This is a genomic window from Rhodanobacter sp. TND4EL1 (genome assembly GCF_054061035.1).
The window spans coordinates 228,229-252,998 of the sequence record NZ_JBSSDT010000005.1 but is presented as its reverse complement, the minus strand read 5'-3'; the positions used below and the strand labels follow the sequence as shown (position 1 = coordinate 252,998).

The window sequence follows — 24,770 nt, the reverse complement described above, 5'->3', positions numbered from 1 at the left end:
CTCGTCGGGTTCGAAAATCAGCCGTGTGGATGACTGGTGATGATGCGGTGTCGTGACGGAGCCATCAGCTGTCCGGATCCATTCTCCTGGCGAACGGAGAGGTCCGCCAGTTCGTCCCCGTAGACATGCAGCGACAGGGCGGTTTCCTGCCGTGAGAGATTACGGCAACGACGAAGCTGCTGGGTGCTTCCGTCAAACCATGTGCCGTCACCCGGACCCAGCCAGGTGCGGTCACGCAATACCAGTTCCCCCGAGGCGGCATCCCGCTGGCAGGATTGCACCTCCAGCGCTCCCACCAGGGCCACTTCCAGTCCCCACGCATTGCCATGCTCGCGCAACGCCGAGGCGTGGTTTGGCGGCCAGGCGACCGCCCATACACTGAGTGGCGGCTTGTTGCGCCGAGTCAGGAGAAAACGCTCGAAACCGCGCCGACGCTGGCACAGCGAAGCCAGCCGGGTCGCCAGGGACGAAGCGTCCTGATGAACGACACGGCCCAATTCGCGGGCCATCGAGGCGAGGTCGGGATGAGCCGAATGGGCGTGTTCAAGCGCGATGGTGCGCAGGGTTTTGAGGATGTGTCGATGCGTGCCCATGCGTGGAGCCTGGCAGGGTGAATGGGCGCAAGTGGATCATGCGCATCGTTAACAGGTTGTTGAACGCCCGCGGCCCCGAGGCGGCGTCCGACCCGCCCATCGAGCGGGTCGGCGCCGGGTTCGGACACGGGTTCATTCGCGCAGATCGAACGTCACCGGCACGCGCGCCAGAGCCCTTGTCGCGTGCCCGTCGACCATCGCGGGCTGGAAGCGCCAACCGGCCAGGACCTGCTCGACCGCGCTGCGATCAAGCAGCAGGTAGCCGCTGCCATGTTCCACGGTCACCTCGACCGGTTTGCCGGTTTCGTCCACCAGCACACGCAGCAGCACGGTGCCGTGCATGCGTTGCTGCAACGCCCGGGTGGGAAAACGCAGTGGAGCGGCGCGGTAGGCAAGGCTTGCTGCCACGGGGGCGGCATCTACGGCGGGCCCGGGTGTGCTGCCAGCGGGAAGCAGGCTCGGCGTCGTGACGGGCGGGACGGCGATGTTGCCCTCGGTGCCGGGGATGCTGACCGGCGGGCTGCTTGGTGGCGCCTGGTGATGGGCGACAGGTGGCGCGACGGGATGTGGCAGCGGCAACACGTCCACGGGCGGCGGCGGTATCACCGGCGCGGGCGGGGGGATGAAGCTGATCGTCGGTATCGGATGCAGCCGTTCCAGGGCATGGAAGAAGGCCGGGGCAGAGGGCTTGGTGGCGATCATGATGACGGCCAGGTTGAGTGCGATCGCGGCGCTGATCGCCGCGATGCGGGCCGGATCGGGGTGGGCACGGTGAGCAAGGGCCAGACGTGAGGGCGACATGGGCAACCTCCTGACATCGGTGGGGATGTTGCGGCGGTCACGCTGCGTGAGCAGGGGGATCGTGCTGCCGCGACTTGAGCCTATGCTGCCAAACCGCACTTGCGCAACAGGACGTCTGGATGGCCAAATGACGGATTGAAGCAGGTAGCCGACGATACGGAAAATTTCACGCCACCCGAAAGCCCGGAGTCGTCGTCATTTCTGGCCGGCATCAGGCGTTGTTTTCAATACGATCTTCCGCGTGTGGCGGTGACGCTGCATGCTGCAATCACCGGACTTCGGCAACGGGCCGCCGGTCGAGAACGAGGAGCGGCAATGAGCTTGATCAAATGGGTGGCCGTGGCGGTGCTGGCGTGCAGCGGATTGATGCCGGCAACCTCGGCGCGCGCTGGTGACCTGTCCTGCAAGATGAAATTCGACCTGGCCGGCTGGTCGCTGTTCTACAAGACTGCCAAGGGCTCCGGTACGGTCAGTTGCAGCAATGGGCAGACCCTGCACGTGACGCTGCGCGCGAAAGGCGGAGGCCTTACTTTCGGCAAGACCCGGATCACCGACGGAATCGGCAAGTTCAGCGGGGTGAGCAACGTGCGCGACGTGCTGGGCAGCTATGCGAATGCCGAGGCACATGCCGGGGCGACCCGGTCCGCCGATGCGCAGGTGTTGACCAAGGGCAATGTCTCGCTGGCATTGAGCGGCAAGGGCGAGGGCTGGAATCTCGGTGTCGCTTTCGGTGCCTTCATCATCGAATGACGCGATGGCGCGTGCGCGGCCATGCGCCACAGTATGCACAGCAGGGGCACACAGCTAAGGTAGCGCTGCGTGCGCTGTATTTCAGGAGAACCCCATGACCGCGATGTCCGGCACCACCCTGCCGACTTACAGCTTCGGCGATGAACTTGCCAGCAGCATCATTCACGGCCTCGGCATCGTGCTCAGCATTGCCGGACTGGCCACGCTGGTGGCTTTTGCCGCGTTGCATGGCAACGCCCTCACGGTGGTGGCCTGCGCGGTGTTCGGTACCTCGCTGGTGCTGCTCTACACCGCTTCCACGCTGTACCACTCGATACCGTCGATGGCTGCCAAGCCGACCTTGCGAGCGCTCGATCACATTGCGATCTACGTGTTGATTGCCGGCACCTACACGCCGTTCACCCTGATCGCGATGCCTGGCGTCTGGGGCTGGAGCATGTTTTCGGCGGTATGGTCGCTCGCCTTGATCGGCAGCGCGCTGGAACTTGGCCTGCTCAAGCGGTACCACAAGCTCGCCGTGCTGCTTTATGTAGGTATGGGCTGGATCGGCATGGTGGCGTTCGGGCCGCTCAGCAGGCACTTGCAGGCTGGCGGCACCGCGCTGCTGCTGGCCGGTGGCCTGGCCTATACGCTGGGCGTGCCGTTCTACCTGTGGCGGCGCCTGCCTTACCACCATGCGCTCTGGCACGTTTTCGTGCTGGCCGGCAGCGTGCTGCACTTCCTCGCGGTGCTGTTGTATGTGATTCCCGACGCACGGGCATGAGCGTGCCCGGTTCGCTCGACGTCCTGCGTGGCGAGATCGAGGACGCCGCCACCCATCTCGGAAAGGTGCATGACCTGCGCTTCAAGCCGATGTTCGGCGGCTTGATGGCCTGGCTCCATGAGCAGCCCTGTGCGTGGCTGACGCCGGGCGGGATGGCGTTGAAGCTGGCGCCCGCCGACCAGCAGGCACTGCTGCGACTCGCCGGTGCGTCACGACTGATCGCCAGGCCGGGGGCACAGCCCAGCCGACACTACATCGTGCTTCCTCCCCGGCTCAGTCATGACACGGTGCAACTCGCCGGCTGGCTGGCGAAAGCTGCCGTCGCGGCGCCACGTCGCTGACGCGGGCCGGGTTCAACCGAACAGCATGGCCAATCCGAACAGGCCCACCATCAGGAATGACAGCACCAGCTTGAACAGGGTGCCGAGCAACAGCCCGACCCAGGTCGCGGCGCCCACGTGCGCTGAACGCAACACGCTGGTACCGGAGGCAAGCTCGCCGATGAGGGCGCCGGCGAAGGGGCCGAGCAGCAGGCCCGGGATGCCGAAAAACATGCCGATGAAGGTGCCCAGGGAGGCGCCCCACAGCGCGCGATGACTGGCACCCACACGTTTGGCGCCCAGCGTGCCGGCGACGAAATCGATGATGATGCCGAGCGTGCCCAGCGCGCCGATGATCAGCAGCCACCACAAGCCGAGGTGGTGGTAGTCATCCAGTGCCGCCACCAGCCAGATCCCGCCGAAAACCATCGGGATGCCCGGCAGTGCCGGCAGCACCGAACCGGCCAGCCCGCAGAGGATCAGCAATCCGGCCAACACATACAAGGCGATTTCGAGCATGGGTGCTCCGGCAGAAGAGGGATAGGAGCCCGCCAGCGGGCGATGCTGTCGCTCTGAAGGCCCAAGACTAAAGCAAGTCCGACGTCCCCGAACTGGCCCTACTTTTCCACGAAGGCACGCTCGATCACGTAGTCGCCCGGGGCGCGCGTGCGCGGCGAAACCTGGAAGCCGCGGCCATCGAGCAGCGCGGCCAGGTCGTCGAGCATCGCCGGGCTGCCGCACAGCATCAGCCGATCGGTTTCGGGATTCAGTGGCGGCAGGCCGGTGACGGTGCTCATCACGCCGTCGGCAATCGCATCGGTGATGCGGCCGCGGTTGCGGAATGGTTCGCGCGTGACGGTGGGATAGTAGATCAGCTTTTCGCGCACCAGCTCACCCAGGTATTCGTGCTGTGGCAGCTGGTTTTCCAGATAGTCGGCATAGGCGAGATCCTCGACCCGGCGCACCCCGTGTGCCAGCACGATCTTGTCGAAGCGCTCGTAGGTTTCCGGGTCACGAATGATGCTCATGAACGGCGCCAGGCCGGTGCCGGTGCCCAGCAGGTAGAGGTGCCTGCCGGGCTTGAGATCGGTCAGCACCAGGGTGCCGGTGGGCTTGCGCGTGACGATCAACGGATCGCCGGGTTTGAGGTGTTGCAGGCGCGAGGTGAGCGGGCCATCAGACACCTTGATCGAGAAGAACTCCAGGTGTTCCTCCCAGCTGGCACTGGCGATCGAGTACGCGCGCATCAGCGGGCGCCCTTCCGTTTCCAGCCCGATCATCACGAACTGGCCGCTGTCGAAGCGGAAGCCGGGATCGCGCGTGGTACGGAAGGAGAACAGGCTGTCGTTCCAGTGCTGCACGTCGATCACGTGCTCGGTTGCCATTGCCACCATGGTCGATTGTCTCTTGATGAATGCCGTGTTTGCTGTCGCCGATGGCGGTCTGCGCCGTCCGGCCGGGTCGGCGGGCTGATTCGCGGGGAGGGTGGCCTGGGCCACGTTGCCTTGCGAGCGCCGGTTGAACACGGCGACAGGGCCTTAGTTTACGCGACAGGAAAGGCTCTGTCCCCCGACAGCGTACCGGTCGGCCGTACGCCGGGGCCGCCTGCGACAACTCGTCGCGTGCGGCTGACGAAGCGTCCGGATAGGAGCAACCCGCCGGGTGACGTAGCATTCATCCTGCAAGTCTTGCCGAGATGTTCTCAAATGACCGAAAACCACCCATCCGCCACCGGTGGCGCGCCGATGCCGCGTGCGGCCTCGCCGTGGCAGCTTTCGGTGGCGCCGATGATGGACTGGACCGACCGCCACTGCCGCTATTTCCACCGGCTGCTGTCGCCGCGCGCGCGGCTGTATACCGAGATGGTGACCAGTGCCGCGCTGATTCGCGGGCGCCAGATCCGCTTGCTCGAACACAGTCAGCAGGAACATCCGCTGGCCCTGCAACTGGGTGGCAGCGATCCGCAGGAACTGGCCCAGGCGGCGCGTGCTGGCGTTGACGCCGGCTACGACGAGATCAATCTCAACGTGGGTTGCCCGTCCGACCGGGTGCAATCGGGACGCTTCGGCGCCTGCCTGATGCTGGAGCCGGGTTTGGTGGCCCGATGCGTCAGCGCCATGCGCGACGGCGTGGCAGGTTCGTCGCGTCCGGTACCGGTGACGGTGAAATGCCGCATCGGCGTGGATGACCAGGACGACTATGCCGGGCTGCAGAATTTCACCGAGACCATGCTGCAAGCCGGCGTGAAAGTGCTGGTGGTGCACGCGCGCAAGGCATGGCTGAAAGGCTTGTCGCCCAAAGAGAACCGCGAAGTGCCGCCGCTGGATTACGAACGGGTCTACCGGCTCAAGCGGGAGTTTCCCGAGCTGGTCGTGGTGATCAATGGGGGCATCACCACGGTGGCCGAGGTGCGCGCGCATCTGGCGCAGCTGGACGGCGTGATGCTGGGGCGCGCCGCGTACCACGACCCCTACCTGCTGGCGCAGATCGAACACCAGCTGCATGGCGAGCCGCTGCCCACGCGTGAAAGCGTGTTGCAGCACCTGCGTCCTTACGTGGAGGCGGAGTTGGCGCGAGGCACGGCACTGAAGCACATCAGTCGGCATCTGCTCGGCCTGTATCAGGGCGAGCCGGGAGCGCGCGCGTTCCGACGCACGATCAGCGAGGGCGCGCATTTGCCGGGTGCGGGATGGGATTTGCTGGAACGCGCGGCGTTGCCGTGTGCGGTGGCGGCGTGACAGGCGCCGGTCATCCGGTCAGTATTCAGGCCTGATTGCCTAGTCTGGGTGTTTGGGAACTGCCAGGCGGAAGCTGCGCGCATGAAAACGCACAAAAACTTCATCACGATTCTGCTGATATTGCTGCTGATGGGGGTATCGAGTGTGGCGGTGGCGCAATCCACGGCTGACGAGATGACGCTGGATCAGGCGGTGCGAAAAGTGCAGCAGGAGACCGGCGGCAAGGTGCTTTCTGCCAAACAGCGAGCCGTCGGAAGTAGGCAGGAGTTTCGAATCCGGGTGCTTACGCCCCAAGGGCATGTCAAGGTGATGGTGGTCTCGTCCGAGTCGGGCAAGAATTCACCACCCAACCAGTCAATCAAGAATTCGCCCGCAAAGAATGCGGGCCGCAAGGAGAAACGCTGATATGCGCATCCTTTTGGTAGAGGACGAGGCGCCACTGCGAGAGACGCTGGCCGCACGCCTGAAGCGTGACGGTTTTGCCGTGGATGCGGCGCAGGATGGCGAGGAGGGCATCTACCTCGGTCGCGAAGTGCCGTTCGATCTGGCGATCATCGACCTGGGCCTGCCCAAGATGTCCGGCATGGACCTGGTCAAGGCCTTGCGCGAGGCCGGTCAGCGTTACCCGATCCTGATCCTGACCGCGCGTGGCAGCTGGCAGGACAAGGTCGAGGGGCTCAAGCACGGTGCCGATGATTACCTGGTCAAACCGTTCCACGTCGAGGAATTGCTGGCGCGCATCAATGCGCTGGTGCGTCGCGCCAGCGGCTGGTCCAAGCCGATCCTTGCCTGCGGCATGATCAAGCTCGACACCACCGCGCAGACGGTGACCGTCGAGGGCAAGCTGGTCGACCTGACCAGCTACGAATACAAGGTGCTGGAATACCTGATGCTGCACGCCGGCGAGCTGGTCTCCAAGGCCGACCTCACCGAACACATCTACCAGCAGGATTTCGACCGCGACTCCAACGTGCTGGAAGTGTTCATCGGCCGTCTGCGGCGCAAGCTCGATCCGGAAGGCACCCTGAAACCCATCGAGACGGTACGTGGACGCGGATACCGCTTTGCCATCCCGCGCACCGACGGCGACGACGAGTGAGCGCAGGTCGTCGCACGGTCCGCTGTCACTGGCGGCGCGCGCGGCGATCGCCACCAGCCTCGTACTGGCCGGCTTCCTCGGCCTGGTCGGGCTGACCCTGACGCAGACCACCAAGGCGCGCGCCTTGCGCGGTCTGCAGGATCGGCTCGAGAATTTCGCGATTGCGTACATCACCAATACCGAAGTGGATCGGTACGGCAAGCTGTTGCCGCCGGAAACCGCACCCAACCCGAATTTCTCGCAACCGGGTTCGGGGTTGTATGCGGTGGCGCTGGGTGGCCACGGCTACCACTGGGAATCCTCGTCGGCGATCGGCCGCGACTTCACTTTTCTGAAACCGCTGGAACCCGGCCAGAGCCTGTTCGTGGGCCCGATCGACACGCGCATGGGACGGCTGTACTACTACAGCTACGGCGTGGCGTTCGATACCCTGGACCAGAAATCCGTGCGCCTCACCATGATGGTGGCGCAGAGCGAAGACCAACTGGAAGGCGAAAACGCGGTATTCCGACACACCCTGGTGATCTGGCTGTCGATCCTCGGCGTGATGCTGATCGTGTTGCAGCTCCTGCTGTTGCGCTGGAGCCTGACCCCACTGCGCAAGGTGGCCAGCGACATGAGCCGGGTCGAGCGGGGCGACAGCGAACAGCTGGACAGCCAGTACCCGCTGGAGCTGACCGGCCTGACCGAGCGCATCAATGCCTTCATCACCACCGAGCGCGAACAGCGCACGCGCTACCGCCATACGCTGGCCGACCTCGCACACAGCCTGAAAACGCCGCTGGCCGTGATTCGTTCACAACTGGAGTCAGCCACCGACGGGGACGAGGCGGCGCGGCGCGTGAGCGTGCTGGACCAGGTGCGGCGGATGAACGAGTTGGTCGCCTACCAGTTGTCGCGGGCGGCCACCTCGGGAAGACAGACGTTTGCCAGCGCGGTGCCGATCGCCAACCACGCCGAAGATCTGGTGCAGGGCCTGGAAAAGGTCTATGCCGCCAAGAACGTGCTGTGCGAGTTCGATATCGAGGATGGCGCGGTGTTCTACGGCGAACAGGGCGATCTGCTGGAGCTGATGGGCAACCTGCTCGAGAACGCGTTCAAGTGGGCCGGTCACCGCGTGTTGCTGGTGGTCAGGATGCGTCACGAAGCGGGCCGGCAGCGCTCGGGGCTGGTCATCAGCGTGGAAGACGACGGCCCGGGCATCGCCGAGGACAAGATCGAGAAGGTGCTGCAACGTGGCGTGCGCGGCGACGAGCGGGTGCAGGGGCATGGCATCGGCCTGTCGATCGTGCAGGACATTGTCCATGCCTATCAGGGCGAATTGGTGGTCGATCGTTCGCCGGAATTCGGCGGCGCCCGCTTCAGCGTGAAACTGGCAGCGAGCTGAGCCCTCATTCAGCGCCCGCCGCCACCGCTGGGCGATTCAATGCCCTCCGCCGGAGACCGGCCGTAATACACCTGCAGCAGTTCGGCGATGGCCGGCTCCGCTTCGCGCAGCAAGGCCGGCCGCGAATAGTGCATCTCGCTGACCACCGCGAAATATTCGGCGATGCTTTCCGTGGCGTAGTGATCGATCGGGCTGTCGCAACGCCCCGGCGGCATGGCCAGCAGTCGTTCGTGGGCCAGCTGGAACTGGTGGATCCAGCGCCGGCGAGGGATGTTCACCAGCGGCGGCACGCCATCGGGCGGGCCGTCCAGCAGATCCAGCTTGTGCGCCATCTCGTGCACCACGACGTTGTAGCCATCCCACGGCTGTTCCAGGTCAAGCTGCACGTCAGCCAGCGACAGTACCAGCGGCCCGTGTTCCCAGGCCTGGCCGATCCTTGTCTCGTCGCACCCGCTGACAAGGCCGGTGAGGTTGTCATGGTGGCCGCGGCGGACCTTGAATTCGCCCGGGTAAATCAGCACCTCGCGCCACCCGCGCAGGCTGGCCGTGCCCAGTTGCAGCGCGGGCAGGCAGGCCTGCATCGCGATCAGCAGCCGCCAATAATCATCCAGCACCGCGCCGGCGAGCGCATGAAAGCGCTTGCGCGCCAGAAACAGTGCCGACAACTGCCGCAGCCGTTGCTGGCGTTGCGGATCCAGTCGACGCGCGAGCGGGCAGGCGGCGAGCGCGCGGCGCCAGAGCGGGTCGGCCACCGGAGCAGGTCCGAAAAATCCGCGCAACGAGTGCAACCAATGTCCCGGCATGACGCCTGGCGCTTACTGGATGGATCCAGGCAGCAGTGATTGCCAGCCCAGATGCGGCCGGCGCGAGGGCGGTGCTGACGACGAGCCGCCGGAGTGACTGCTGCCGGAGCCTGGTTCCGGATTGTCGCCACTGCTTGTCGACGGACAGTCGTGGTTCAAGCCCGTGGCATCGCCGCCACTGCTGGTGTTGCCGTCGTGTGGCGAGGCACTGTCCAGCAGGCTGTGGGGGGAATTGTCCAGATCCTGGGCGTCCACGCTCGTCGCACTGGCACCGCCGATTCCGGCAATGCACAAGGCGCAACCAATAAACCAATGGACAGGACGCATGGTGATCAAACTCCCCGACACGCAGCGAAGACCCCGATCGTGTCAGAAACGCCCCCGCCATGCCAGTGCTGGGCCCGCGGTGCGGCGGGCCGTGGTGGCGGCAGGTGCCGCCCGTGCGGCGTGGCGGGATAGAATCCGCCGATGCCCATTCTGTCCCGCCCCGTTTTTCCTTTCCGTCCTCGCGCCGGTGTGTTCGCCCTGGGCGGGATGCACTGATGCAGGCGCCGCAACTTCTGGGCCTGCTCGCTGCAGGCAAGCCATTGTCTGGCGAAGCGCTGGCCGCCCAGGCGGGGGTTACCCGTGCGGCGATCTGGAAGCAGATCGAGTCCCTGCGTGCCCGTGGCGTGCCGGTGGAGACGCGCGGTACGGCCGGCTACTGTCTGCCGTGGTCACTGCAGATGCTGGATGCGGCAAAGATCCGCGCGCAACTGCCCGCCGAGGTTGCTTCGGCGCTGGGCGCGCTGGAAGTGCACTGGGAGCTGGATTCCACCTCCAGCGAATTGCAGCGTCGGGGTGGTGCCTCGAAAGACCTCAGTGTCGTGCTGGCGGAAACGCAGCATGCCGGGCGCGGCCGACGCGGTCGCGAGTGGCTTTCCCCACCCGGCCTCAATATCTACCTGTCGTGCCTCAAGCACTTCGATGCGGGTTTCGCGGCGCTGAGTGGGTTGTCGCTGGCGGTCGGCGTGATCGTGCTGCGCGCGCTGGAAAGCCTCGGCATCGAAGGCGTCGGACTGAAATGGCCGAATGACGTTCTGGTGGCCAGCGAAAAGCCCGGCACCGGTCAGCTGGGCGGCAAACTCGGCGGCATCCTGATCGAGCTCAGCGGCGAATATCAGGGGCCTTGCGCCGCGATCATCGGGATTGGCCTGAATCTGCGCCTCACCCCCGCCTTGGCCCAACAGGCAGGCCAGCCCGTTGCCGACCTTGCAGGGCTTGGGGGCGGTACGCCACCTGATCGAAACCTGCTCGCAGCGAAACTCCTTGCCGCGTTGGTCGATGGCTTGCGCCAATTCGAGCGAGACGGGTTCGCGGCATTTCGAGCGGACTATGTCCGGCGCGACATGCTGCGCGGACAACCGTTGCAGGTCAGCGGCGCGCAGGAGACCTTCGCGGGGCTAGGCGCCGGCGTGGATGCCCGGGGTGCCTTGCAGGTGCGCATGGACGACGGAGGCATGCGTCGTGTCGACAGTGCCGATGTGACGGTACGGCGCGCATGAGGTTGCTGCTCGACCTCGGCAATACCCGACTGAAATGGGCGCGACAGGATCATTCCGATGCCTGGCTGGACCATGGTGCGGCGGACTGGCGCGACGATGTCGAGTCCGTGCTGGCATCGGCCTGGATGGATCTGCCGGCTCCCGCCGAGGTGATCGGCGCTTCCGTGGTGGATGGTGAGCGCGAGGCACGGGTGGCGGCGCTGGTCCGGCGAGTATTTGGTCTGACCGCCACCTGGGTGCGCACTCCGGCCGAGGCGTGCGGCGTGCGCGTGGCGTATGCCGATCCCCTGCGACTCGGGGTGGACCGCTTCCTGGGCATGGTATCGGCGCGTTCGACGAGTTCGGCGCCGTGTGTGCTGGTGGGGATCGGTACCGCGCTGACCCTGGACGCACTCACCGCCAACGGACAACACCTGGGCGGCCTGATTGCCCCCGGCCCGCAGCTGATGCAGCAGTCGCTGTTTGGCGCGACGGCGCGAATTGAGCCCGCCACCGGCGAGATCGTGGCATTCGCCGACAACACCGCCGACGCCGTGGCGTCCGGCTGCTGGCATGCCGCCGCCGCGCTGGTGGAGCGCTTCGTTGCGCAGACCGCGACACGACTTGATACCGTACCCGAACTCGTCCTGGGCGGTGGCGACGCAGCGGCCTTGCTGCCGTTGCTTTCGCTGCCGGCACGATTGAGCCAGGACGCCGTGCTGCGCGGACTGGCGATCTGGGCGGACACACCTTGATCCGGGCTGGATTTGTCCGGAATGAAAGCTTTTGATGGAGGCTGGATGTTTCTGCGCCTGCTGTTTGTAATGTTGATCGCGCTGAATATTGCCGTCGGCGCGTGGCTGCTGTTGGGGCAGCCGTACAGCCACAGCGGACTGCCCACCGATCCGGATGTGGCCGAGCTGCGGCTGCTGTCGGAGATGCCCGAAGCGGCAACGGTTCTGCCTGAGCCGGCAACCTCCACGACTTCAGTGACTCCGGCGGTGAGTCCCGCCGCCGCCCCCCGAAACCTCAGTTACAGCTGCCTTGCGCTGGGCCCGTTCACGACACCACAGGACATGCGCAACGCACGCCAGGCGCTGGCGGCCCAGGCTACCCGCATGCGCTCGCGTCAGGAACAAACCACGCAGACCAGCGGCTGGTGGGTCTACCTGCCGGCCGCCAGCAGTCGTGCGCAGGCGCTGGAAGTCGCGCGACGGCTATCCGCGCGTAACATCAACGATTACTTCGTGGTCAGTTCCGGCGACCAGCCAAATACCGTGTCGCTGGGCCTGTTCAAGGATCCGGCAAACGCCCGCAAACGCCGCGACGAAGTGGTCGCGGCGGGTTTTCCCGCCCGCATGAGCGAACGTACCGAAACGGTGCCTCAATACTGGCTGGACCTGGTGGTGGCAGACCATGGCCGGTTCGACTGGCACCGTCACGTTTCCACCACCGGAGTGGCGACGCACAGCACGGGGTGCTTCTGAGCGCGCACGCCGGCTCAGCCTGCTAGAATGCTCCGCCTCGCCGGCATAGCTCAGTTGGTAGAGCAACTGATTTGTAATCAGTAGGTCCCGGGTTCGACTCCTGGTGCCGGCACCATAAATCAATGACTTGCCTGACGAGAACAGCAGCAGGTGATCCACTTTCCTGAGTCTGTTCCACTATTCGGCCACTTCAGACCGCCCAGGCGGACTTCGTAGTGGGCGGATGCGGCGGGCTCAAAATCCGCTTCTGACGGCACTCTTCAACATGATGGCGATTCCTTCGTCCTGTCCCGTGTTGATATGGCTGCAAAGTGGTTGCCCGCCTCGGTCGACGGGGCAAGTCAGTCATGAAACCAGTGATGTGCTGAGTTCTTCCTGGCTATCATTTGGTTCGTTTCGCCTTTCGATCTCAACCGGCGAGCCACTTGTGCAAGGGATCCATCGTATGTCGTCTGCGGATCCAGCCCCATCTCCTGACAAGTGATCTTGAGCGGAATCGGTGGCAGAGGAGTGCACTGTGACGGTGGCTCCCACGCGCCCAGACTGTCGTCCATGATCCGGCTGTAGTGGGGATCGGCGCGAAACATTTGTCGAAAGTCCTTCCAGCGATGCGGCATTGTTGTTGTCTCCTGTCAGTGGCTAATCCTATCCCCGCCTCCGATCGGTACGGTTCACCTTTGGATTGGAACCCACGGGCCGGAGGGTTTTGCGCATGTGCAAGGCACATCGTGACAACCGAGCCCATGAACGGCGGAGCGTTGATGCCCTGCCGCCCGCTCAATCAACATCAACCGGCATGCGTTCCTGTGTTCGACGTTTTCGACGCGCGAGCTTCCTGATTGAGGAATATGGAATTGATGTCTACCTCGTCCTTCATCGAGACGCCGAGCTTGGTGCCGCTGTCGCTCAAGCTGAAGCTGCCATTGGGGAGCGGCTGTACGTTGAATCGCTCGATGCCAAGGGTGCGATGCGCAACGGTTATGCGCTCGTCCTTGTCGAGGCGGATCGCGTTCAAATCACGGAACTTGTTCTCCAGCACCACTGCGGTCACGCCCTGCGGGTTAGGCAGCCAGTCGATCTGCCAGAAGTAGTGTTGGTAATTGGCGCGACCATCGGTGTTCCAAATGCTGCCGCCGGTGCCCGGCTCGTCGATGGCCAGGTAGACCGCGTGACCCGTCTTGATGTTGAACAGGGCGAAATCATCGCTGGTGACCTTGCCCTGCGCGATCTTGAAGAGCCCCTTGATTCCCTCGATGGGGTCGTGGCGTTCGGCCTGGCTGACGTACCGCTTTAGCAGCACGTAGCTGGTCGCCCCGACGGAACCGCGCTGGTACGACGCCAGCATGTACTGCGGTGGCAATGCTTGCGTCACCACGGGTCGACCGTACTCGTAGTCGAAGATCGCGGTGTCACGGGCCATGACGATGCCCTTGCTCGTCGGGATAAGGATCCTGCCGCTGATCGTTGCTCCGTCGACGGACGTAAAGTGCTGACCGGTTGGATCAACGAAGAGGTTTCCGACCGTGATCGGCGGCAACGTGCTGTGGGTGTTGGTGAAGCGGACGTCGAACTTACCGGGTGCCACACTGACCAGATAGGTCACGTCCCCCCACTGGCTGTCACCGTCCCACTGGACGATCCGGCCTTCGGAATCGATCATGGACTTGCCGTCGGCAATGAATCCGTCCGGTCGCCATTCGAAAAGGGTTGGGCCGCCCTGGGCGTGGCGCGCATTCACCGCGGTCAGGAGCGCCGCAGCTGAGCTCGTATTCGCGCCTGTCAGCGCGGAACCCGTTTGCCCCGTAAACGTCGGCACCGTGGCGGGCACTTGCGAGGCTTGGGGTTGAGCGACCGTGGTTCCCGCGCCGGGTGATGGCGCGGTCTGGCCAGTGGATGGTAACGCCCCCAAAGCCAAATGGACGCGCTGGGCTGGCGTCAGACCGCCAGCTTCGGACATAGCCTGCGCATCGGCAGCCCGCGCTTGCATCTGGCGATACTGCTGCAACACCGCTTCTTCGCGCTCGGTTGTGAGCGTCAACCCGCGCGCCTTGTAGGCCGCCTGAAGGTGTTCGACCAATTGCTGCTCCTTCGCATTCTGCGGGCCATCGGCAAACGCATTTGCGGCCATGGCCAAACCAGCGAACAGCACTACCCATTGCATTTTTCCAAGGTGCATCGGTTTCTCCTTGTGAGGTCATCCAGCATCGTTCGGTCGTTCCGAGGAGGACTGACTACAGCCGGCCTTGAGATTGAAAACGGCCGGGGTTTGACCCGACCGTCGAGGTCACATCGCTCAATCGCCCGGGAAGCTGCCTCCGCCCATCCAGGTGCTGTAATCAATGCCGTACGGGTTGCCGGCGACATCCAGGCCCGAATTCGTCGAGCCGACCACCGGCAGGCCGCTCGCCGGATTGATGGTCGGCAACATGTCGTGCGAGCCGAACAGCGACGAGAACACCCCGCCACACCCTTCGAATAGATCGTTCATGGCTTTCTCCTTGACTGTTACCTGCGCGTTTCCGCAGGCCTCTGCATCCAAGCACGACGTTTCAGCTCCCAAAGTTAGGTAATGTTTTGAACTATGCCGTCGAGCAACGATTCATCCGATCCTGCGATCCGTGTCTGGCCGGCGCGGACTGGGCAGATTGAGAGGTGGTCGTCCATGTCAGCGGGATTTGAGTAGCTGATGCTAAGGAACTCTTAGTATGCAGGCAACCTGTCGCCGTCGATGCTGCCGTGGGTCGCAGCGGAAATGGGTCGACAGGTGGCACGCGGAGGCAAAAAAGAAGCGGTCATCGCGGCGCGACTGCGAGCAGCCCGATTGGAAGCTGGCCTGTCTCAGCGAGAGTTGGGCGTACAGGCTGGCATGGATCCGTCTGTGGCCTCGCCGCGAGTCAACCAGTACGAGCGCGGCAAGCACACACCTGATACCGGCACGCTCCTTCGGCTGGGTCAGGTGCTTGGCGTACCCGTTCCCTACTTCTTTGCTGACGACGATGATCTGGCCATGCTCATCGTCGCGTTTCATCGTATGTCTGCGACATCGCGGCGACGCCTGCTCGCGTTGGCTTCACGTTCGGAGCAGGCCCGGGCATAGCGCTCGGTGAGTCTCAAGATAGCGGGATTTTCGATAACCGTTGGGCAATCTCTCAACGCCCTGCGGTGCGCTCCCTAGCCGTGCTCCTCCTCGGCCGCCTCGGCGGCCTGACGATTGATCCAGCGCACCAAGCCTACGATAGGCGCGACAAAATCGCGGCGCGCGCCTGGCTTCGGACAAATAGCCGGCATACGCTGAGCTGTACTGCCCTGTCGTGCGTGCTACGATCCGCCAAGGCGTCGACCGACGCCCGCTGCTCACCGATGGCAAACCCTCACGGGACGGTTTCCACCTAACCATTCCTGATTCCCCTCTGCGGGTGAATCTGGGCAGTGAGCACCTGGCGTTCGCCCTCAGCAGCGAGGAGTCAGTATGCGCTTCATTCCCACCACTACCGCCAAGGTCGAATCCCTGAAGAAGCAGGCCAAGCACCTGCAACGCAACGGGGGCGGCAAATACGCGGATCTCCTGGGCCGAGTCGCCCGCACGGCCGGCTACGAGCATTGGCACCACGTCACCCTGTGCCTGCGCGAAACCGAAGGCATCCAGCAAGATCGAGGTCTAGCCCCCACGATTGAAAACATCCTGCGTGCCGAACGTGACGGCCAAGTTGCCATCATCGGCACCGGTGCGGAGGCTTCGAGCACGCAGCCATTCATGCTGTTCTCCACTGGCATCGGCGACGCATGGCTGCTGGATCCAGTCCGACACCAAGCATGTTGCCTGATGTGGCGTGGCGAGCGGCAATCGCCGACGATCCGCGACATGCCCGAGCGGCTGGAAATCGAATGGGAGGGTTCCTTCGAATTGCGCGGCTCGTTCTTCGAGGTCGACCTGGAGCACCCGGTCATCGGTCACCGCGCAATCGCCGGTTACCCACTCGACCAACTGCGCGACTTTCTGCTTCCCATCCAACCGGCAGAAGAGGGAATCCGACAAGTGATCGGTCAGGAAGATGCCGTGTACCTGACAGACGACGTGATCGTCCAGCTGACAAAGGATGGGTGGAGGCCCGAGCAACTCGCCGCCGCAGCACGCCAGGGCGCGCGCTATTCGCCGGCGCGCAACACAGTGCTGTTCCCGCAAATGCGCGAGCCGAAGTTCTAACCAGGTTTCGGGCTACCCATACCACCCGTGCACGACCCACGCGTCGTGTACGGGCTCTCCTGCCGTAACGTGTGTCGCGGCTGGAATGCAAAACCGCACCGAACTTTGCGCGCCGTAATGTCGTGTTTACTCCTGAAAGGACCCGGCTGATCTACCGGGCCCCCATCCTCTTCCAGGAGCGAACCCATGCTTGACCTGCCCACCTTCAACGCTGCTCTTGCGTCCGCCGGTAGCCAGCCAGTCACCGCCGACTTGCTGGCCCTGCTCACCCAGACCATCAACGCCGCCGCACTGGAAGGGCTGATCTTCGACGCGCAACGCGGCGCGGCCTTGGCCAAGGCAACCCTGCGCCATCACGGTGCCTGTCTACGCATCGTGCATTGCCTGCACAAGCTCGATTACCCGAGCGCCTCGCTCGCCGACGCATCCCGCCTGCTCGGTGCACAGGGCGAGGAACGGCTGCGGGCCGCGCTGGTCGGCGCGCGGCAAGGTGCAGCAGGCCCGCTCGCCCAGCTTGCCGTGTGGATGCTGCCGACGGTGCCGGGCCGAGTGGCCGCGCCGGCGGCACCGTCACCCGCCACTGTCTCCACTCCCTCGCGAAAGACCGTACCGGTCACCTATGCATCGCACCTACGGTTGGCCGCAGCAGTGTCGCCCGTATCGACGACGCCCTTGTCCACCACGCAGGTCAATGACAGTGCGCCACTCACCTTTCGGCGTGCACGACAGGTCAAGGTCTACGGCACGAAAGCCGGCTTGACGCTCGTCGCCGACCAGACGCGTGCCGGACAAGCCACGGTCTGCATCGAAGCGGCGGCCGCCAAGCCAGATGTTGCTCGTGGCTATGACTGGTCGACCAAGTTGCGCTTTCAGCTCACGCTCGGCGAGCTGCAGCTTGTCACCGCCTTACTGTTTTCCTGTCTGCCCACTGTGCGTTTCCAACACCCCGGCGGCAAGTGGCTGCAGCTCACCATGCAGGAGCCGCGTAGCCGCCATGCCGGCCTGATTCGTGTGGCGCTGGGCGAAGACGACGCACAAGGCAAGCGCGTTCACGCCGTGGCCATCGATCCACACACCTTGGGCGAGGTCATGGGCCTGTTCCTGCACCAGTGCGCCCTCGCCCTGGGCACCGCGGAAAACACGGTGTTGCACATCATCCGGTGCGTGGCCGAGGCCCACAGCCTGCGTTCCGGGGAGATCCGGAGTGGCTATATCGGCCTTGCCGCGCTGCCCATGAATGGAGGTGCCACCGCCAACGGTGCCTCAGCAACCCACCCGAGCCAGTCCTGACCATTGCTTTGCGCAACGGAGTCGTCTTCAACATGCACATCCGCAACGCTTGCTCGCACCGAGTCGTCCTTCGCACGCTGCATTTCCTCGTAGGGGCATCCATCATCGGCTGTTGGATCTGGGCGACCGACGAAGTCGGCCGACATGTCGTGGCGTTCCTGACAGCCATCGGTGCCGCGTCGCCGCCGTCATGGCAAGCGGGCACATCGACCGTCATCGTGCGCGGCGACATCTTCCTAAAGCGTATGCTGTTGGGTGGCGCGACGGTCGTCTTGAGCCTTGCAGCGCTTTATTCGGCTGTCCGGCTATGTCTGGCCGTGGGGTCGCTGGTTTTCGAAATGATCGGCCCAACACTGGAGCGGCCTCGTAGCCTTGGTGAACGAAGCCGGCGGACTTGATCCAGGAGGGGGAAACGCACCCGCCCATCGCGTGGTCCCGGCGCACCGAACGAAAGGTGCAGATTCGAAAGAGCGTCAAACGGCGTTGCCATGCAGCCTGCACGGAATTCCCCCAAACCAAAGGTGTAGATTCTCCGGCGCACGGTGAAATGGTCCCCTTGCGCCGGAGAATCTGCACCTTTGGAAAACTAATAACGCTGCAAACTGGCACCACACCAATATCTATCCGGCACGCGAATCTGCACCTTTCAATTCGCGAGACCATCGCCTGTGGGTTGGCTGCTGCCATCCCGTACGAGCGAGTCGGTGCCATGCCGCCCTGGTGCTTTCAGCGCTCAACACTTCGCAGTTCTCCGCAGCTCTCGCCGAACCGCAGGAGGTCCTATGGTGGGGGCGACCACGGATCCCACGATAGATAGACTTCTTGGGTAGCGTGCATTTGAAGCGCCCCGAAACTGGTGCGCTGGCAAGAGGTGTGAGGGCCAAGCGAGGAGCGAAGATTTCGCGTATGCAGCACCATGCGGCCCAGCGGCCGGGCTAGCTACGACGGATATCGAACAGGTGCTGGATCGTGAGCATGGAACCTACGCGTCTGGTAGCAGCGATGTCATAGATAGCCTGTGGTCAGCACGGGTGGCGATGAATGAAACGAATGAAACGGATAGCTATGCCGATGCGGTGCGCCGCGCGATTGCTTTCGGAGGCGATACGGATCTCACAACCTCCGTAACGGGTGGCATCGCTGGACTCCGATATGGCATGTATGGCATTCCGGATGCGTGGCGCGAACAGCTACGCGGCAAAGAGAAGATAGACGACCGCCTCGTTGTGCTCCTGATCCACGCAACACCACGCCAAACCGCCTGGATCAGCAAGGCACGCAGCAGTCGCACCGACCCTTTGCGTATCGGCACCATTGATCTGGCACACGGTGGCAAGATCGGCATCACCTTCTGCCCGGGCAAGAAGCAGCCATTTGCGGACACGGGGGCGTGGAATCGCAATCTTGACACCGATCTCGACGCCATCAAGGCTTGGGGGTGCGACGCATCTGGTGACGCTGATTGCACCTTGGGAGTTTGTCGACCTCAATGTCATCGCGCTACCCAAGCGGGCCGAGGCACATGGACTGATCTGGCATCACGCCCCGATTCTGGATGGTCATGCACCCGACATCCTGCCAAAGGGGTTCACCTCAGAGGAGTGGTTCGAGGGCAAGTGGCCGGTCATTCTGCCCCAACTTCATGCAGCACTCGATCGCGGCGAAAGTGTGGTCGTGCATTGCAAAGGCGGTCTGGGGCGGGCCGGCACCGTAGCCGCGCTGTTGTTGGCTTGTCGCGACCCGTCACTGCCATGCGATGAAGTGCTCAAGCGCGTACGCACAGCACGACCCAATGCGATCGAAACAGTCGTTCAGGATCGCTATCTGGCGAGGCACTTATCGGGATAGGCCGCTTTCCACGTACTGAAGATGAGCGCTCAAATTTCAAACCACCTTCACATGGTAAGGCGCAGCGTTCGTTTGTTGCGTCTGGCAACTCACTGTTGGAGACGGTCACATGATTATTTCTCGCAGACGACTATTTTCGATGCTTGGTTCACTGGCGCTCGCACTGGCCATCACTGGTGCCGCCGTGGCCCAGGACAGCACGCCCGCAAGCGGCATGGACAAGATGGGTGCCATGCACTCGGACATGAAGGGTATGCACGGCAACATGATGGGCATGCACAAGATGCCGGCGACCGTGACGGCAGCGGATGCGAAGACCGGCATGGTCGAGGTGACGACCGAAGGCATGGCCTTGAAGGTGCATTTCCCGCCGGCCGCCATGGCCAGCCTGAAAGCCGGTGACAAGATCACCTTGCACATGGGCTTCAGCAAGCCGTGAGCGCCCTGAACCTTGCTCCAGAGTTGAGGGGGTGGGATCACGGGGGTAAGCTTGCCCCATGACCCTCTCGCTTCGCCTGCTCGCCCGTTCACGTCGCCTCCGGGCGCTGGGCGTGCTGGCGTGGCTGATGCTGGTCATCAACTCATTGGCCGCCGCACCGATGGGCATGACGGGAATGCCTCATTCCCATCCCATGCAGACGACGGTCGCGGCGGCCAGTGAACACTGTCATCACCACGTAGCCGCCAACAAGGCAACCCGATCCTGTTGCGACGATCAGGCCGGTTGCTGCGGCGGTATGACCGGTCACACCTGTAATTGTGCAGCGATGTGCAGCACCACCTTGCCATCCGAACCGGCTGTTGTTTTGGTCTCGGCCGCGATCACTTCCCGTTACGCCATGCCGCTGCCCAGCAGCGCGCCCTCGTTGAATACCGCCCCTCCATTGCGACCACCGGCGGTCTGACTCTCCCTCGTTTCTGATGAGCTTTGCTGGCGATCGTCGTGTGTCGATGATCGCAAGCAATCGGCTGTGATCGGTATCGGCACGATCGATACCGCCTGCCCTGGAGAGAGTCCATGAACCTGTTTTCCCCGCCCCCTGCAGATTTGTCGCGGCGACGTTTCGTCCAAGGTGTCGCCATCGGCGGCGCCGTGGCCGGCTTGGGCCTGCTGCGTCCCTCAAACGTCTGGGCGTTGACCAGCCCCGGTCACCCTACGGTGCTGAGCGGTACCGACTTCGCGCTGGATATCGCCGAAACACCGGTCAACTACACCGGTGCCACGCGTCTGGCCACCACGGTCAACGGTGGCATTCCCGGCCCCATCCTTCGCTGGAAGGAAGGCACCACGGTGAATCTTCGGGTGACCAACCGGCTGCGCGTGCCGACCTCGATTCACTGGCACGGCATCATCCTGCCATTTCAGGAAGACGGTGTGCCGGGCATTAGTTTCGATGGTATTGCGCCTGGTGAAACCTTTCACTACCAGTTCAAGGTGCGCCAGAGCGGCACTTATTGGTACCACTCGCATTCGAGGTTTCAGGAACAGACGGGCTTGTACGGCCCGCTGGTGATCGAGCCGGCTGGCCCGGATCGACATCCGACCGATCGCGATTACGTGGTGATGCTCAACGACTGGACTGACGAAAATCCCGAGCGTATCTACGCCAAGTTGAAGAAACAGAGCGACTACTACAACTTCGCCCAGCCGACGGTGCCGGATTTCTTTCGCGACGTGCGCGAGAAAGGCCTGAGCCAAGCCTTGGCCATGCGCAAGATGTGGAACGAGATGCGCATGAATCCGACCGATTTCGGTGACGTTTCCGGTTACACCTATACCTACCTGATGAACGGTGCAGCACCGGCCGGCAACTGGACCGGCATGTTCAAACCCGGCGAGAAGATCCGGCTGCGCTTCATCAACGGTTCGGCGCAGACGATCTTCGACGTGCGTATTCCGGGCCTGAAGATGACGGTGATCTCGGCCGACGGCCAGGACGTCGAGCCGGTGTCGGTCGACGAATTCCGCATCTCCGTGGCCGAGACCTACGACGTGATCGTCGAGCCACAGGACGAGCGTGCCTACACGCTGTTCGCCCAGTCGATCGACCGCACGGGGTACGCCCGCGGCACCCTGGCGCCTCGCCCCGGCATGGAAGCGGACGTGCCCAAGCCCGATCCGATTCAATGGCTCGCCATGCAGGACATGATGGGTGCGATGACGATGGGCGGATCCGCCCACGGGGCCGCGCAGGACATGTCGGGCATGAACGGCATGCAGGGTATGGCCGGCATGGATCACGGTGCGATGCCGGGCATGGCGCCCGCTGCCCCGGTGGTGCGCCACGCGCGTACGGAATACGGGCCTGGTGTGGACATGCACGTCGACATGCCACGCACCAACCTCGACGATCCAGGCATCGGCCTGCGCGACAACGGCCGACGCGTGCTGACCTACGCCGACCTGCACACCATCGGCGGGCCAATTGATGCGCGCGAGCCCAGCCGCGAGATCGAGCTGCACCTGACCGGCAACATGGAGCGCTTCATCTGGTCGTTCGACGGCGTGAAGTTCTCTGACGCCAAACCGGTGCATTTCAATAGCGGCGAGCGGCTGCGCATCGTGCTGGTCAACGACACCATGATGAACCATCCGATCCACCTGCACGGCATGTGGAGCGAGATGGAAAATCCGCAAGGCCAGTTCCAGGTGCGCAAGCACACCATCAATGTGCAGCCGGCGCAGCGCATTACCTATGCGGTATCGGCCGACAATCCGGGCCGCTGGGCTTACCACTGCCATCTGCTGTATCACATGGAGGCGGGCATGTTCCGCGAGGTGGTGGTGTCATGAAAGTGAATCGTCGAAACACCTCAACCGCTCCGCACCGCTCGGTATGGCTGACTGCACTCCTGCTGGCGTTGCCGCTGGCTGCTACGGCGCAGAGCGTGCCTGCGTCTAGCAGCACATCGTCGATGAACATGAGTTCGATGCCGGGCATGGATCACGGCAGCATGGCCGGTATGACGATGCCGGCTCCCGCCAGTAGCGCCGCGAAACCGGCCACGAAAGCGCCCGCCAAGAAAGCCAAGAAGAAACCCGTCTCTGCTGCCCCGACACCGGCTTCCCACGCTATGGACGGCATGAAGGGCATGGATCACAGCACCATGCCAAACATGGACCACAGCACGATGTCGGACATGCCGATGCCGGCCAAGCCCGCCGCATCGGCAGCCCCCGTCGGCGACATGCCCGGGATGGATCATTCATCGATGCCCGGCATGAGTCCGGGAGCGATGCAAGGGATGGATCACAGCGCGACGCCCCCAAAGGGACAAGGCGACATGACTGGCATGGCCGCGATGCCTGGCATGACGATGGGCCCCATGCAGGGCGGCAGTCCGCCGCCTAACGCACGGAGCCCCGATTACTCCGATGGCGTCGGCTACGGTTCCATGAAGGGCATGGACATGGCTGACAACGCGTCGTTGGGCATGCTGTTGATCGATCAGCTCGAAGCGTTCCACGGTCGCGATGCCAATGGCCAGAGCTGGGAAGCCGAAGGCTGGTATGGCAACGACGAGAATAAGTTGTGGGTACGTACCGAAGGCGAGCGTAGCCGCGGCAAGCTGGAAGACGGCGACCTTGAAGCGCTCTGGAACCACAACATCGCTACCTACTGGAGCACCCAGCTGGGTGCCAGGCAGGATCTGGGTGAAGGCCCCAAACGCAGCTGGGCCGCGTTCGGCGTACAGGGCCTGGCGCCGTACTGGTTCGAGGTGGAGGCGACGGGCTACGTCGGGGCTTCCGGTCGCACGGCTGCCCGCTTGCGGGCGGACTACGAGATGCTCTTCACCCAGCGCCTGATCCTGCAGCCGGAAGCGGAAATCAACCTCTACGGCAAGAACGATCCGCAGCGCCGGATCGGTAGCGGTGTGTCCGACATCCAGTTCGGCTTGCGGCTGCGCTACGAGATCCGGCGACAGTTCGCGCCCTATATCGGCGTGAACTGGGTGCGTCGCATCGGCACCACGGCCGATTACGCACGGCAGGATCATCAGCCCATTCTCGACCGGCAGATCGTGGCCGGCGTGCGCATCTGGTTTTGAGGGGAAACATCATGAAACAACACATCAAGCATCACAGCATCACCGTTGCCGTCGTCCTGGGCGTGCTCGCCATCGGCGCAGGCGCGTTCGTGTACTCCGGCATCTACAATATCGGTGCCGACGACCACCACACCAAGCCGGTCTTTGCGGTTCTGCAGACCCTGCGCGAGCGTTCCATTCATGTGCGTTCGGACGACCTTACGGTTCCCGACCTCAACGATCCCCAGCTGATCCTGAAAGGGGCCGGCCAGTACGCCGCGATGTGCACCCAGTGTCATCTCAAGCCCGGCATGAAGGACTCGGAGCTTCGCCCCGGCCTGTATCCCCAGCCACCGAATCTGTCGCAGACACGGGTCGATCCGAAGGATGCGTTCTGGATCATCAAGCACGGCATCAAGATGAGCGCGATGCCGGCATGGGGCGGCAGCCACGATGACCCCACCATCTGGAGCATGGTCGCGTTTCTGCAGAAGCTGCCCGGCATGACGCCGGCGCAGTACAAGGACATGGTCGCGAAGGCCCCGCCGGATGAAGACATGGATATGGACGACGAAGGTGGCCATAGCCACGGCGGAGCTTCTGACGAAGACGGCCACGGTGCTGTCGACATGAAAGACATGGTCATGTCCGGTGAAGCCGGTCACAGCCATGACGCGGCTGCGGAAGATGGCCACGATCATGCGGCCGCCGCCGCCGAAGCCCCGCTGTCGTTGGATGGCATGAAGCCGAAGGCGGTACCAGCAGCCGAGGCCGTGGCACAAGCGTTTCACACAGCCTTGCAGCACGGTGATCAAGCGGCGGTGCTCGCGTTGCTGGCATCCAACGTCACCATCAGCGAAGGGGGCCATACTCAGACGCGCGACGACTATGCGAACGGTCACCTGGGCGAGGACATCGCGTTTCTGAAGAGTGCCCAGATCACGCCGGTTTCGCTGGGTTCAATGCCGATGGGTGACACCGCGATGGTCGGCAGCGAAAGCGACATCAAAGCCACGGTCAAGGGCAAGCCCACCACGTTGCGCAGCCGTGAACTGCTCACTCTCAAACAGGACGGCAAGGACTGGAAAATTGTGTCCATCCAGTGGCAGTCCGCACCGGCGTCGGGAGAATGACC

Annotated in this window: 28 protein-coding genes, 1 tRNA gene and 1 pseudogene; 22 read left to right on the top strand and 8 right to left on the bottom strand. The window is 63.6% G+C overall.

Annotated features, from left to right (window positions below; all coding sequences use genetic code 11):
• Positions 1-17 precede the first annotated feature (17 nt).
• Both ACVWWQ_RS16485 and ACVWWQ_RS16480 read right to left on the bottom strand, forming a co-directional pair.
• Complete coding sequence (locus ACVWWQ_RS16485) at positions 18-593, bottom strand: cupin domain-containing protein (protein ID WP_133952190.1); 576 nt, start codon at positions 591-593, stop codon at positions 18-20.
• 132 nt (positions 594-725) lie between these two features.
• Entirely contained in the window at positions 726-1,394 is a 669-nt protein-coding gene (locus ACVWWQ_RS16480) for an energy transducer TonB (RefSeq protein ID WP_133952192.1), read from the bottom strand.
• Positions 1,395-1,709: 315 nt separating this feature from the next.
• Here ACVWWQ_RS16480 and ACVWWQ_RS16475 point away from each other — a divergent pair, with 315 nt between their 5' ends.
• The 3 genes from ACVWWQ_RS16475 to ACVWWQ_RS16465 all read left to right on the top strand — a co-directional run bounded on the left by ACVWWQ_RS16475 (position 1,710) and on the right by ACVWWQ_RS16465 (position 3,248).
• Positions 1,710-2,144 (top strand): hypothetical protein, encoded by a 435-nt coding sequence (locus tag ACVWWQ_RS16475; RefSeq protein ID WP_133952194.1) that lies wholly within the window; start codon positions 1,710-1,712, stop codon positions 2,142-2,144.
• A gap of 94 nt (positions 2,145-2,238) precedes the next feature.
• A complete protein-coding gene (gene trhA / locus ACVWWQ_RS16470; RefSeq protein ID WP_099654726.1) occupies positions 2,239-2,907 on the top strand; it encodes a PAQR family membrane homeostasis protein TrhA in 669 nt (222 codons plus the stop codon).
• Positions 2,904-3,248: a hypothetical protein gene (locus ACVWWQ_RS16465; protein ID WP_099654727.1), complete on the top strand. Its 345-nt coding sequence runs from the start codon at positions 2,904-2,906 to the stop codon at positions 3,246-3,248. Before trhA ends, ACVWWQ_RS16465 begins: the two co-directional genes overlap by 4 nt.
• Positions 3,249-3,260: 12 nt before the next feature.
• Here the strand turns inward: ACVWWQ_RS16465 and ACVWWQ_RS16460 are convergent, their stop codons facing one another.
• Both ACVWWQ_RS16460 and ACVWWQ_RS16455 read right to left on the bottom strand, forming a co-directional pair.
• Positions 3,261-3,746, bottom strand: coding sequence for a DUF456 domain-containing protein (locus ACVWWQ_RS16460; RefSeq protein ID WP_133952196.1), 486 nt, complete (start codon positions 3,744-3,746; stop codon positions 3,261-3,263).
• A gap of 98 nt (positions 3,747-3,844) precedes the next feature.
• Complete coding sequence (locus ACVWWQ_RS16455) at positions 3,845-4,621, bottom strand: ferredoxin--NADP reductase (RefSeq protein WP_133952198.1); 777 nt, start codon at positions 4,619-4,621, stop codon at positions 3,845-3,847.
• Between the two features lie 351 nt (positions 4,622-4,972).
• On the opposite strand from ACVWWQ_RS16455, the gene dusA reads away from it, so the two are divergent.
• From dusA to ACVWWQ_RS16435, 4 genes are all read left to right on the top strand, one after another.
• A complete protein-coding gene (dusA, locus tag ACVWWQ_RS16450) occupies positions 4,973-5,965 on the top strand; it encodes a tRNA dihydrouridine(20/20a) synthase DusA (protein WP_133952389.1) in 993 nt (330 codons plus the stop codon).
• Positions 5,966-6,046: 81 nt separating this feature from the next.
• The gene (locus tag ACVWWQ_RS16445) at positions 6,047-6,370 is read left to right on the top strand and encodes a PepSY domain-containing protein (protein WP_133952200.1); all 324 of its coding nucleotides are present in this window, start codon (positions 6,047-6,049) and stop codon (positions 6,368-6,370) included.
• 1 nt (position 6,371) lies between these two features.
• Entirely contained in the window at positions 6,372-7,064 is a 693-nt protein-coding gene (locus ACVWWQ_RS16440) for a response regulator transcription factor (RefSeq protein ID WP_099654730.1), read from the top strand.
• On the top strand, positions 7,030-8,451 hold the full coding sequence (locus tag ACVWWQ_RS16435) for an ATP-binding protein (protein WP_099654731.1): 1,422 nt from the start codon (positions 7,030-7,032) through the stop codon (positions 8,449-8,451). The genes ACVWWQ_RS16440 and ACVWWQ_RS16435 overlap by 35 nt, the downstream gene beginning before the upstream one ends.
• An 8-nt stretch (positions 8,452-8,459) precedes the next feature.
• Here the strand turns inward: ACVWWQ_RS16435 and ACVWWQ_RS16430 are convergent, their stop codons facing one another.
• Entirely contained in the window at positions 8,460-9,203 is a 744-nt protein-coding gene (locus tag ACVWWQ_RS16430) for a M90 family metallopeptidase (RefSeq protein WP_457383479.1), read from the bottom strand.
• A gap of 63 nt (positions 9,204-9,266) precedes the next feature.
• Positions 9,267-9,581: a hypothetical protein gene (locus ACVWWQ_RS16425; protein WP_099654742.1), complete on the bottom strand. Its 315-nt coding sequence runs from the start codon at positions 9,579-9,581 to the stop codon at positions 9,267-9,269.
• 215 nt (positions 9,582-9,796) lie between these two features.
• On the opposite strand from ACVWWQ_RS16425, the gene ACVWWQ_RS16420 reads away from it, so the two are divergent.
• The 4 genes from ACVWWQ_RS16420 (at position 9,797) to ACVWWQ_RS16405 (ending at position 12,379) form a co-directional block, all read left to right on the top strand.
• The gene (locus ACVWWQ_RS16420) at positions 9,797-10,798 is read left to right on the top strand and encodes a biotin--[acetyl-CoA-carboxylase] ligase (RefSeq protein ID WP_133952202.1); all 1,002 of its coding nucleotides are present in this window, start codon (positions 9,797-9,799) and stop codon (positions 10,796-10,798) included.
• Positions 10,795-11,532 (top strand): type III pantothenate kinase, encoded by a 738-nt coding sequence (locus ACVWWQ_RS16415; protein ID WP_133952204.1) that lies wholly within the window; start codon positions 10,795-10,797, stop codon positions 11,530-11,532. The genes ACVWWQ_RS16420 and ACVWWQ_RS16415 overlap by 4 nt, the downstream gene beginning before the upstream one ends.
• A 45-nt stretch (positions 11,533-11,577) precedes the next feature.
• The gene (locus ACVWWQ_RS16410) at positions 11,578-12,264 is read left to right on the top strand and encodes an SPOR domain-containing protein (RefSeq protein ID WP_133952391.1); all 687 of its coding nucleotides are present in this window, start codon (positions 11,578-11,580) and stop codon (positions 12,262-12,264) included.
• A 39-nt stretch (positions 12,265-12,303) separates the two neighbouring features.
• Positions 12,304-12,379, top strand: a tRNA-Thr gene (locus ACVWWQ_RS16405).
• A gap of 672 nt (positions 12,380-13,051) precedes the next feature.
• On the opposite strand, the gene ACVWWQ_RS16400 is transcribed toward ACVWWQ_RS16405, so the two are convergent.
• Complete coding sequence (locus ACVWWQ_RS16400) at positions 13,052-14,440, bottom strand: hypothetical protein (RefSeq protein ID WP_133952206.1); 1,389 nt, start codon at positions 14,438-14,440, stop codon at positions 13,052-13,054.
• 117 nt (positions 14,441-14,557) lie between these two features.
• Positions 14,558-14,752: a hypothetical protein gene (locus tag ACVWWQ_RS16395; protein ID WP_133952208.1), complete on the bottom strand. Its 195-nt coding sequence runs from the start codon at positions 14,750-14,752 to the stop codon at positions 14,558-14,560.
• 240 nt (positions 14,753-14,992) lie between these two features.
• On the opposite strand from ACVWWQ_RS16395, the gene ACVWWQ_RS16390 reads away from it, so the two are divergent.
• The 11 genes and pseudogenes from ACVWWQ_RS16390 (at position 14,993) to ACVWWQ_RS16340 (ending at position 24,768) form a co-directional block, all read left to right on the top strand.
• Positions 14,993-15,361 carry a helix-turn-helix domain-containing protein gene (locus ACVWWQ_RS16390; RefSeq protein ID WP_457383478.1) on the top strand — a complete coding sequence of 123 codons (369 nt, stop codon included), beginning with the start codon at positions 14,993-14,995 and terminating at the stop codon, positions 15,359-15,361.
• A gap of 372 nt (positions 15,362-15,733) precedes the next feature.
• Positions 15,734-16,468, top strand: coding sequence for a hypothetical protein (locus ACVWWQ_RS16385; protein ID WP_133952212.1), 735 nt, complete (start codon positions 15,734-15,736; stop codon positions 16,466-16,468).
• A gap of 186 nt (positions 16,469-16,654) precedes the next feature.
• On the top strand, positions 16,655-17,758 hold the full coding sequence (locus tag ACVWWQ_RS16380) for a hypothetical protein (RefSeq protein ID WP_133952214.1): 1,104 nt from the start codon (positions 16,655-16,657) through the stop codon (positions 17,756-17,758).
• A 32-nt stretch (positions 17,759-17,790) separates the two neighbouring features.
• Positions 17,791-18,156 (top strand): hypothetical protein, encoded by a 366-nt coding sequence (locus tag ACVWWQ_RS16375; protein ID WP_133952216.1) that lies wholly within the window; start codon positions 17,791-17,793, stop codon positions 18,154-18,156.
• Positions 18,157-18,717: 561 nt separating this feature from the next.
• Positions 18,718-18,921, top strand: a pseudogene (locus tag ACVWWQ_RS16370) (ADP-ribosylglycohydrolase family protein); the annotation flags it as partial.
• Positions 18,922-19,162: 241 nt separating this feature from the next.
• On the top strand, positions 19,163-19,606 hold the full coding sequence (locus tag ACVWWQ_RS16365; protein WP_457383477.1) for a phosphatase domain-containing protein: 444 nt from the start codon (positions 19,163-19,165) through the stop codon (positions 19,604-19,606).
• A 109-nt stretch (positions 19,607-19,715) separates the two neighbouring features.
• On the top strand, positions 19,716-20,045 hold the full coding sequence (locus ACVWWQ_RS16360) for a hypothetical protein (protein WP_133952218.1): 330 nt from the start codon (positions 19,716-19,718) through the stop codon (positions 20,043-20,045).
• A gap of 58 nt (positions 20,046-20,103) precedes the next feature.
• A complete protein-coding gene (locus ACVWWQ_RS16355; RefSeq protein ID WP_133952220.1) occupies positions 20,104-20,511 on the top strand; it encodes a hypothetical protein in 408 nt (135 codons plus the stop codon).
• A gap of 113 nt (positions 20,512-20,624) precedes the next feature.
• On the top strand, positions 20,625-22,400 hold the full coding sequence (locus tag ACVWWQ_RS16350; RefSeq protein ID WP_133952222.1) for a copper resistance system multicopper oxidase: 1,776 nt from the start codon (positions 20,625-20,627) through the stop codon (positions 22,398-22,400).
• Entirely contained in the window at positions 22,397-23,656 is a 1,260-nt protein-coding gene (locus ACVWWQ_RS16345) for a copper resistance protein B (RefSeq protein WP_457383476.1), read from the top strand. The genes ACVWWQ_RS16350 and ACVWWQ_RS16345 overlap by 4 nt, the downstream gene beginning before the upstream one ends.
• 11 nt (positions 23,657-23,667) lie before the next feature.
• Positions 23,668-24,768, top strand: coding sequence for a c-type cytochrome (locus ACVWWQ_RS16340; RefSeq protein WP_133952226.1), 1,101 nt, complete (start codon positions 23,668-23,670; stop codon positions 24,766-24,768).
• Positions 24,769-24,770: the final 2 nt, after the last annotated feature.

Excerpts from the sequence above, each read along its gene's own strand:
- ACVWWQ_RS16455 (WP_133952198.1), bottom strand. The coding sequence starts at position 4,621 with ATGGTGGCAATGGCAACCGAGCACGTGATCGACGTGCAGCACTGGAAC.
- ACVWWQ_RS16465 (WP_099654727.1), top strand. The coding sequence starts at position 2,904 with ATGAGCGTGCCCGGTTCGCTCGACGTCCTGCGTGGCGAGATCGAGGAC.
- ACVWWQ_RS16425 (WP_099654742.1), bottom strand. The coding sequence starts at position 9,581 with ATGCGTCCTGTCCATTGGTTTATTGGTTGCGCCTTGTGCATTGCCGGA.
- ACVWWQ_RS16440 (WP_099654730.1), top strand. The coding sequence starts at position 6,372 with ATGCGCATCCTTTTGGTAGAGGACGAGGCGCCACTGCGAGAGACGCTG.
- ACVWWQ_RS16360 (WP_133952218.1), top strand. The coding sequence starts at position 19,716 with ATGATTATTTCTCGCAGACGACTATTTTCGATGCTTGGTTCACTGGCG.
- ACVWWQ_RS16350 (WP_133952222.1), top strand. The coding sequence starts at position 20,625 with ATGAACCTGTTTTCCCCGCCCCCTGCAGATTTGTCGCGGCGACGTTTC.
- ACVWWQ_RS16485 (WP_133952190.1), bottom strand. The coding sequence starts at position 593 with ATGGGCACGCATCGACACATCCTCAAAACCCTGCGCACCATCGCGCTT.
- trhA (WP_099654726.1), top strand. The coding sequence starts at position 2,239 with ATGACCGCGATGTCCGGCACCACCCTGCCGACTTACAGCTTCGGCGAT.
- ACVWWQ_RS16410 (WP_133952391.1), top strand. The coding sequence starts at position 11,578 with ATGTTTCTGCGCCTGCTGTTTGTAATGTTGATCGCGCTGAATATTGCC.
- ACVWWQ_RS16380 (WP_133952214.1), top strand. The coding sequence starts at position 16,655 with ATGCTTGACCTGCCCACCTTCAACGCTGCTCTTGCGTCCGCCGGTAGC.
- ACVWWQ_RS16475 (WP_133952194.1), top strand. The coding sequence starts at position 1,710 with ATGAGCTTGATCAAATGGGTGGCCGTGGCGGTGCTGGCGTGCAGCGGA.
- ACVWWQ_RS16385 (WP_133952212.1), top strand. The coding sequence starts at position 15,734 with ATGCGCTTCATTCCCACCACTACCGCCAAGGTCGAATCCCTGAAGAAG.
- dusA (WP_133952389.1), top strand. The coding sequence starts at position 4,973 with ATGCCGCGTGCGGCCTCGCCGTGGCAGCTTTCGGTGGCGCCGATGATG.
- ACVWWQ_RS16340 (WP_133952226.1), top strand. The coding sequence starts at position 23,668 with ATGAAACAACACATCAAGCATCACAGCATCACCGTTGCCGTCGTCCTG.
- ACVWWQ_RS16400 (WP_133952206.1), bottom strand. The coding sequence starts at position 14,440 with ATGCACCTTGGAAAAATGCAATGGGTAGTGCTGTTCGCTGGTTTGGCC.
- ACVWWQ_RS16445 (WP_133952200.1), top strand. The coding sequence starts at position 6,047 with ATGAAAACGCACAAAAACTTCATCACGATTCTGCTGATATTGCTGCTG.
- ACVWWQ_RS16355 (WP_133952220.1), top strand. The coding sequence starts at position 20,104 with ATGACCCTCTCGCTTCGCCTGCTCGCCCGTTCACGTCGCCTCCGGGCG.
- ACVWWQ_RS16345 (WP_457383476.1), top strand. The coding sequence starts at position 22,397 with ATGAAAGTGAATCGTCGAAACACCTCAACCGCTCCGCACCGCTCGGTA.
- ACVWWQ_RS16395 (WP_133952208.1), bottom strand. The coding sequence starts at position 14,752 with ATGAACGATCTATTCGAAGGGTGTGGCGGGGTGTTCTCGTCGCTGTTC.
- ACVWWQ_RS16480 (WP_133952192.1), bottom strand. The coding sequence starts at position 1,394 with ATGTCGCCCTCACGTCTGGCCCTTGCTCACCGTGCCCACCCCGATCCG.
- ACVWWQ_RS16460 (WP_133952196.1), bottom strand. The coding sequence starts at position 3,746 with ATGCTCGAAATCGCCTTGTATGTGTTGGCCGGATTGCTGATCCTCTGC.
- ACVWWQ_RS16375 (WP_133952216.1), top strand. The coding sequence starts at position 17,791 with ATGCACATCCGCAACGCTTGCTCGCACCGAGTCGTCCTTCGCACGCTG.
- ACVWWQ_RS16390 (WP_457383478.1), top strand. The coding sequence starts at position 14,993 with ATGCTGCCGTGGGTCGCAGCGGAAATGGGTCGACAGGTGGCACGCGGA.
- ACVWWQ_RS16415 (WP_133952204.1), top strand. The coding sequence starts at position 10,795 with ATGAGGTTGCTGCTCGACCTCGGCAATACCCGACTGAAATGGGCGCGA.
- ACVWWQ_RS16420 (WP_133952202.1), top strand. The coding sequence starts at position 9,797 with ATGCAGGCGCCGCAACTTCTGGGCCTGCTCGCTGCAGGCAAGCCATTG.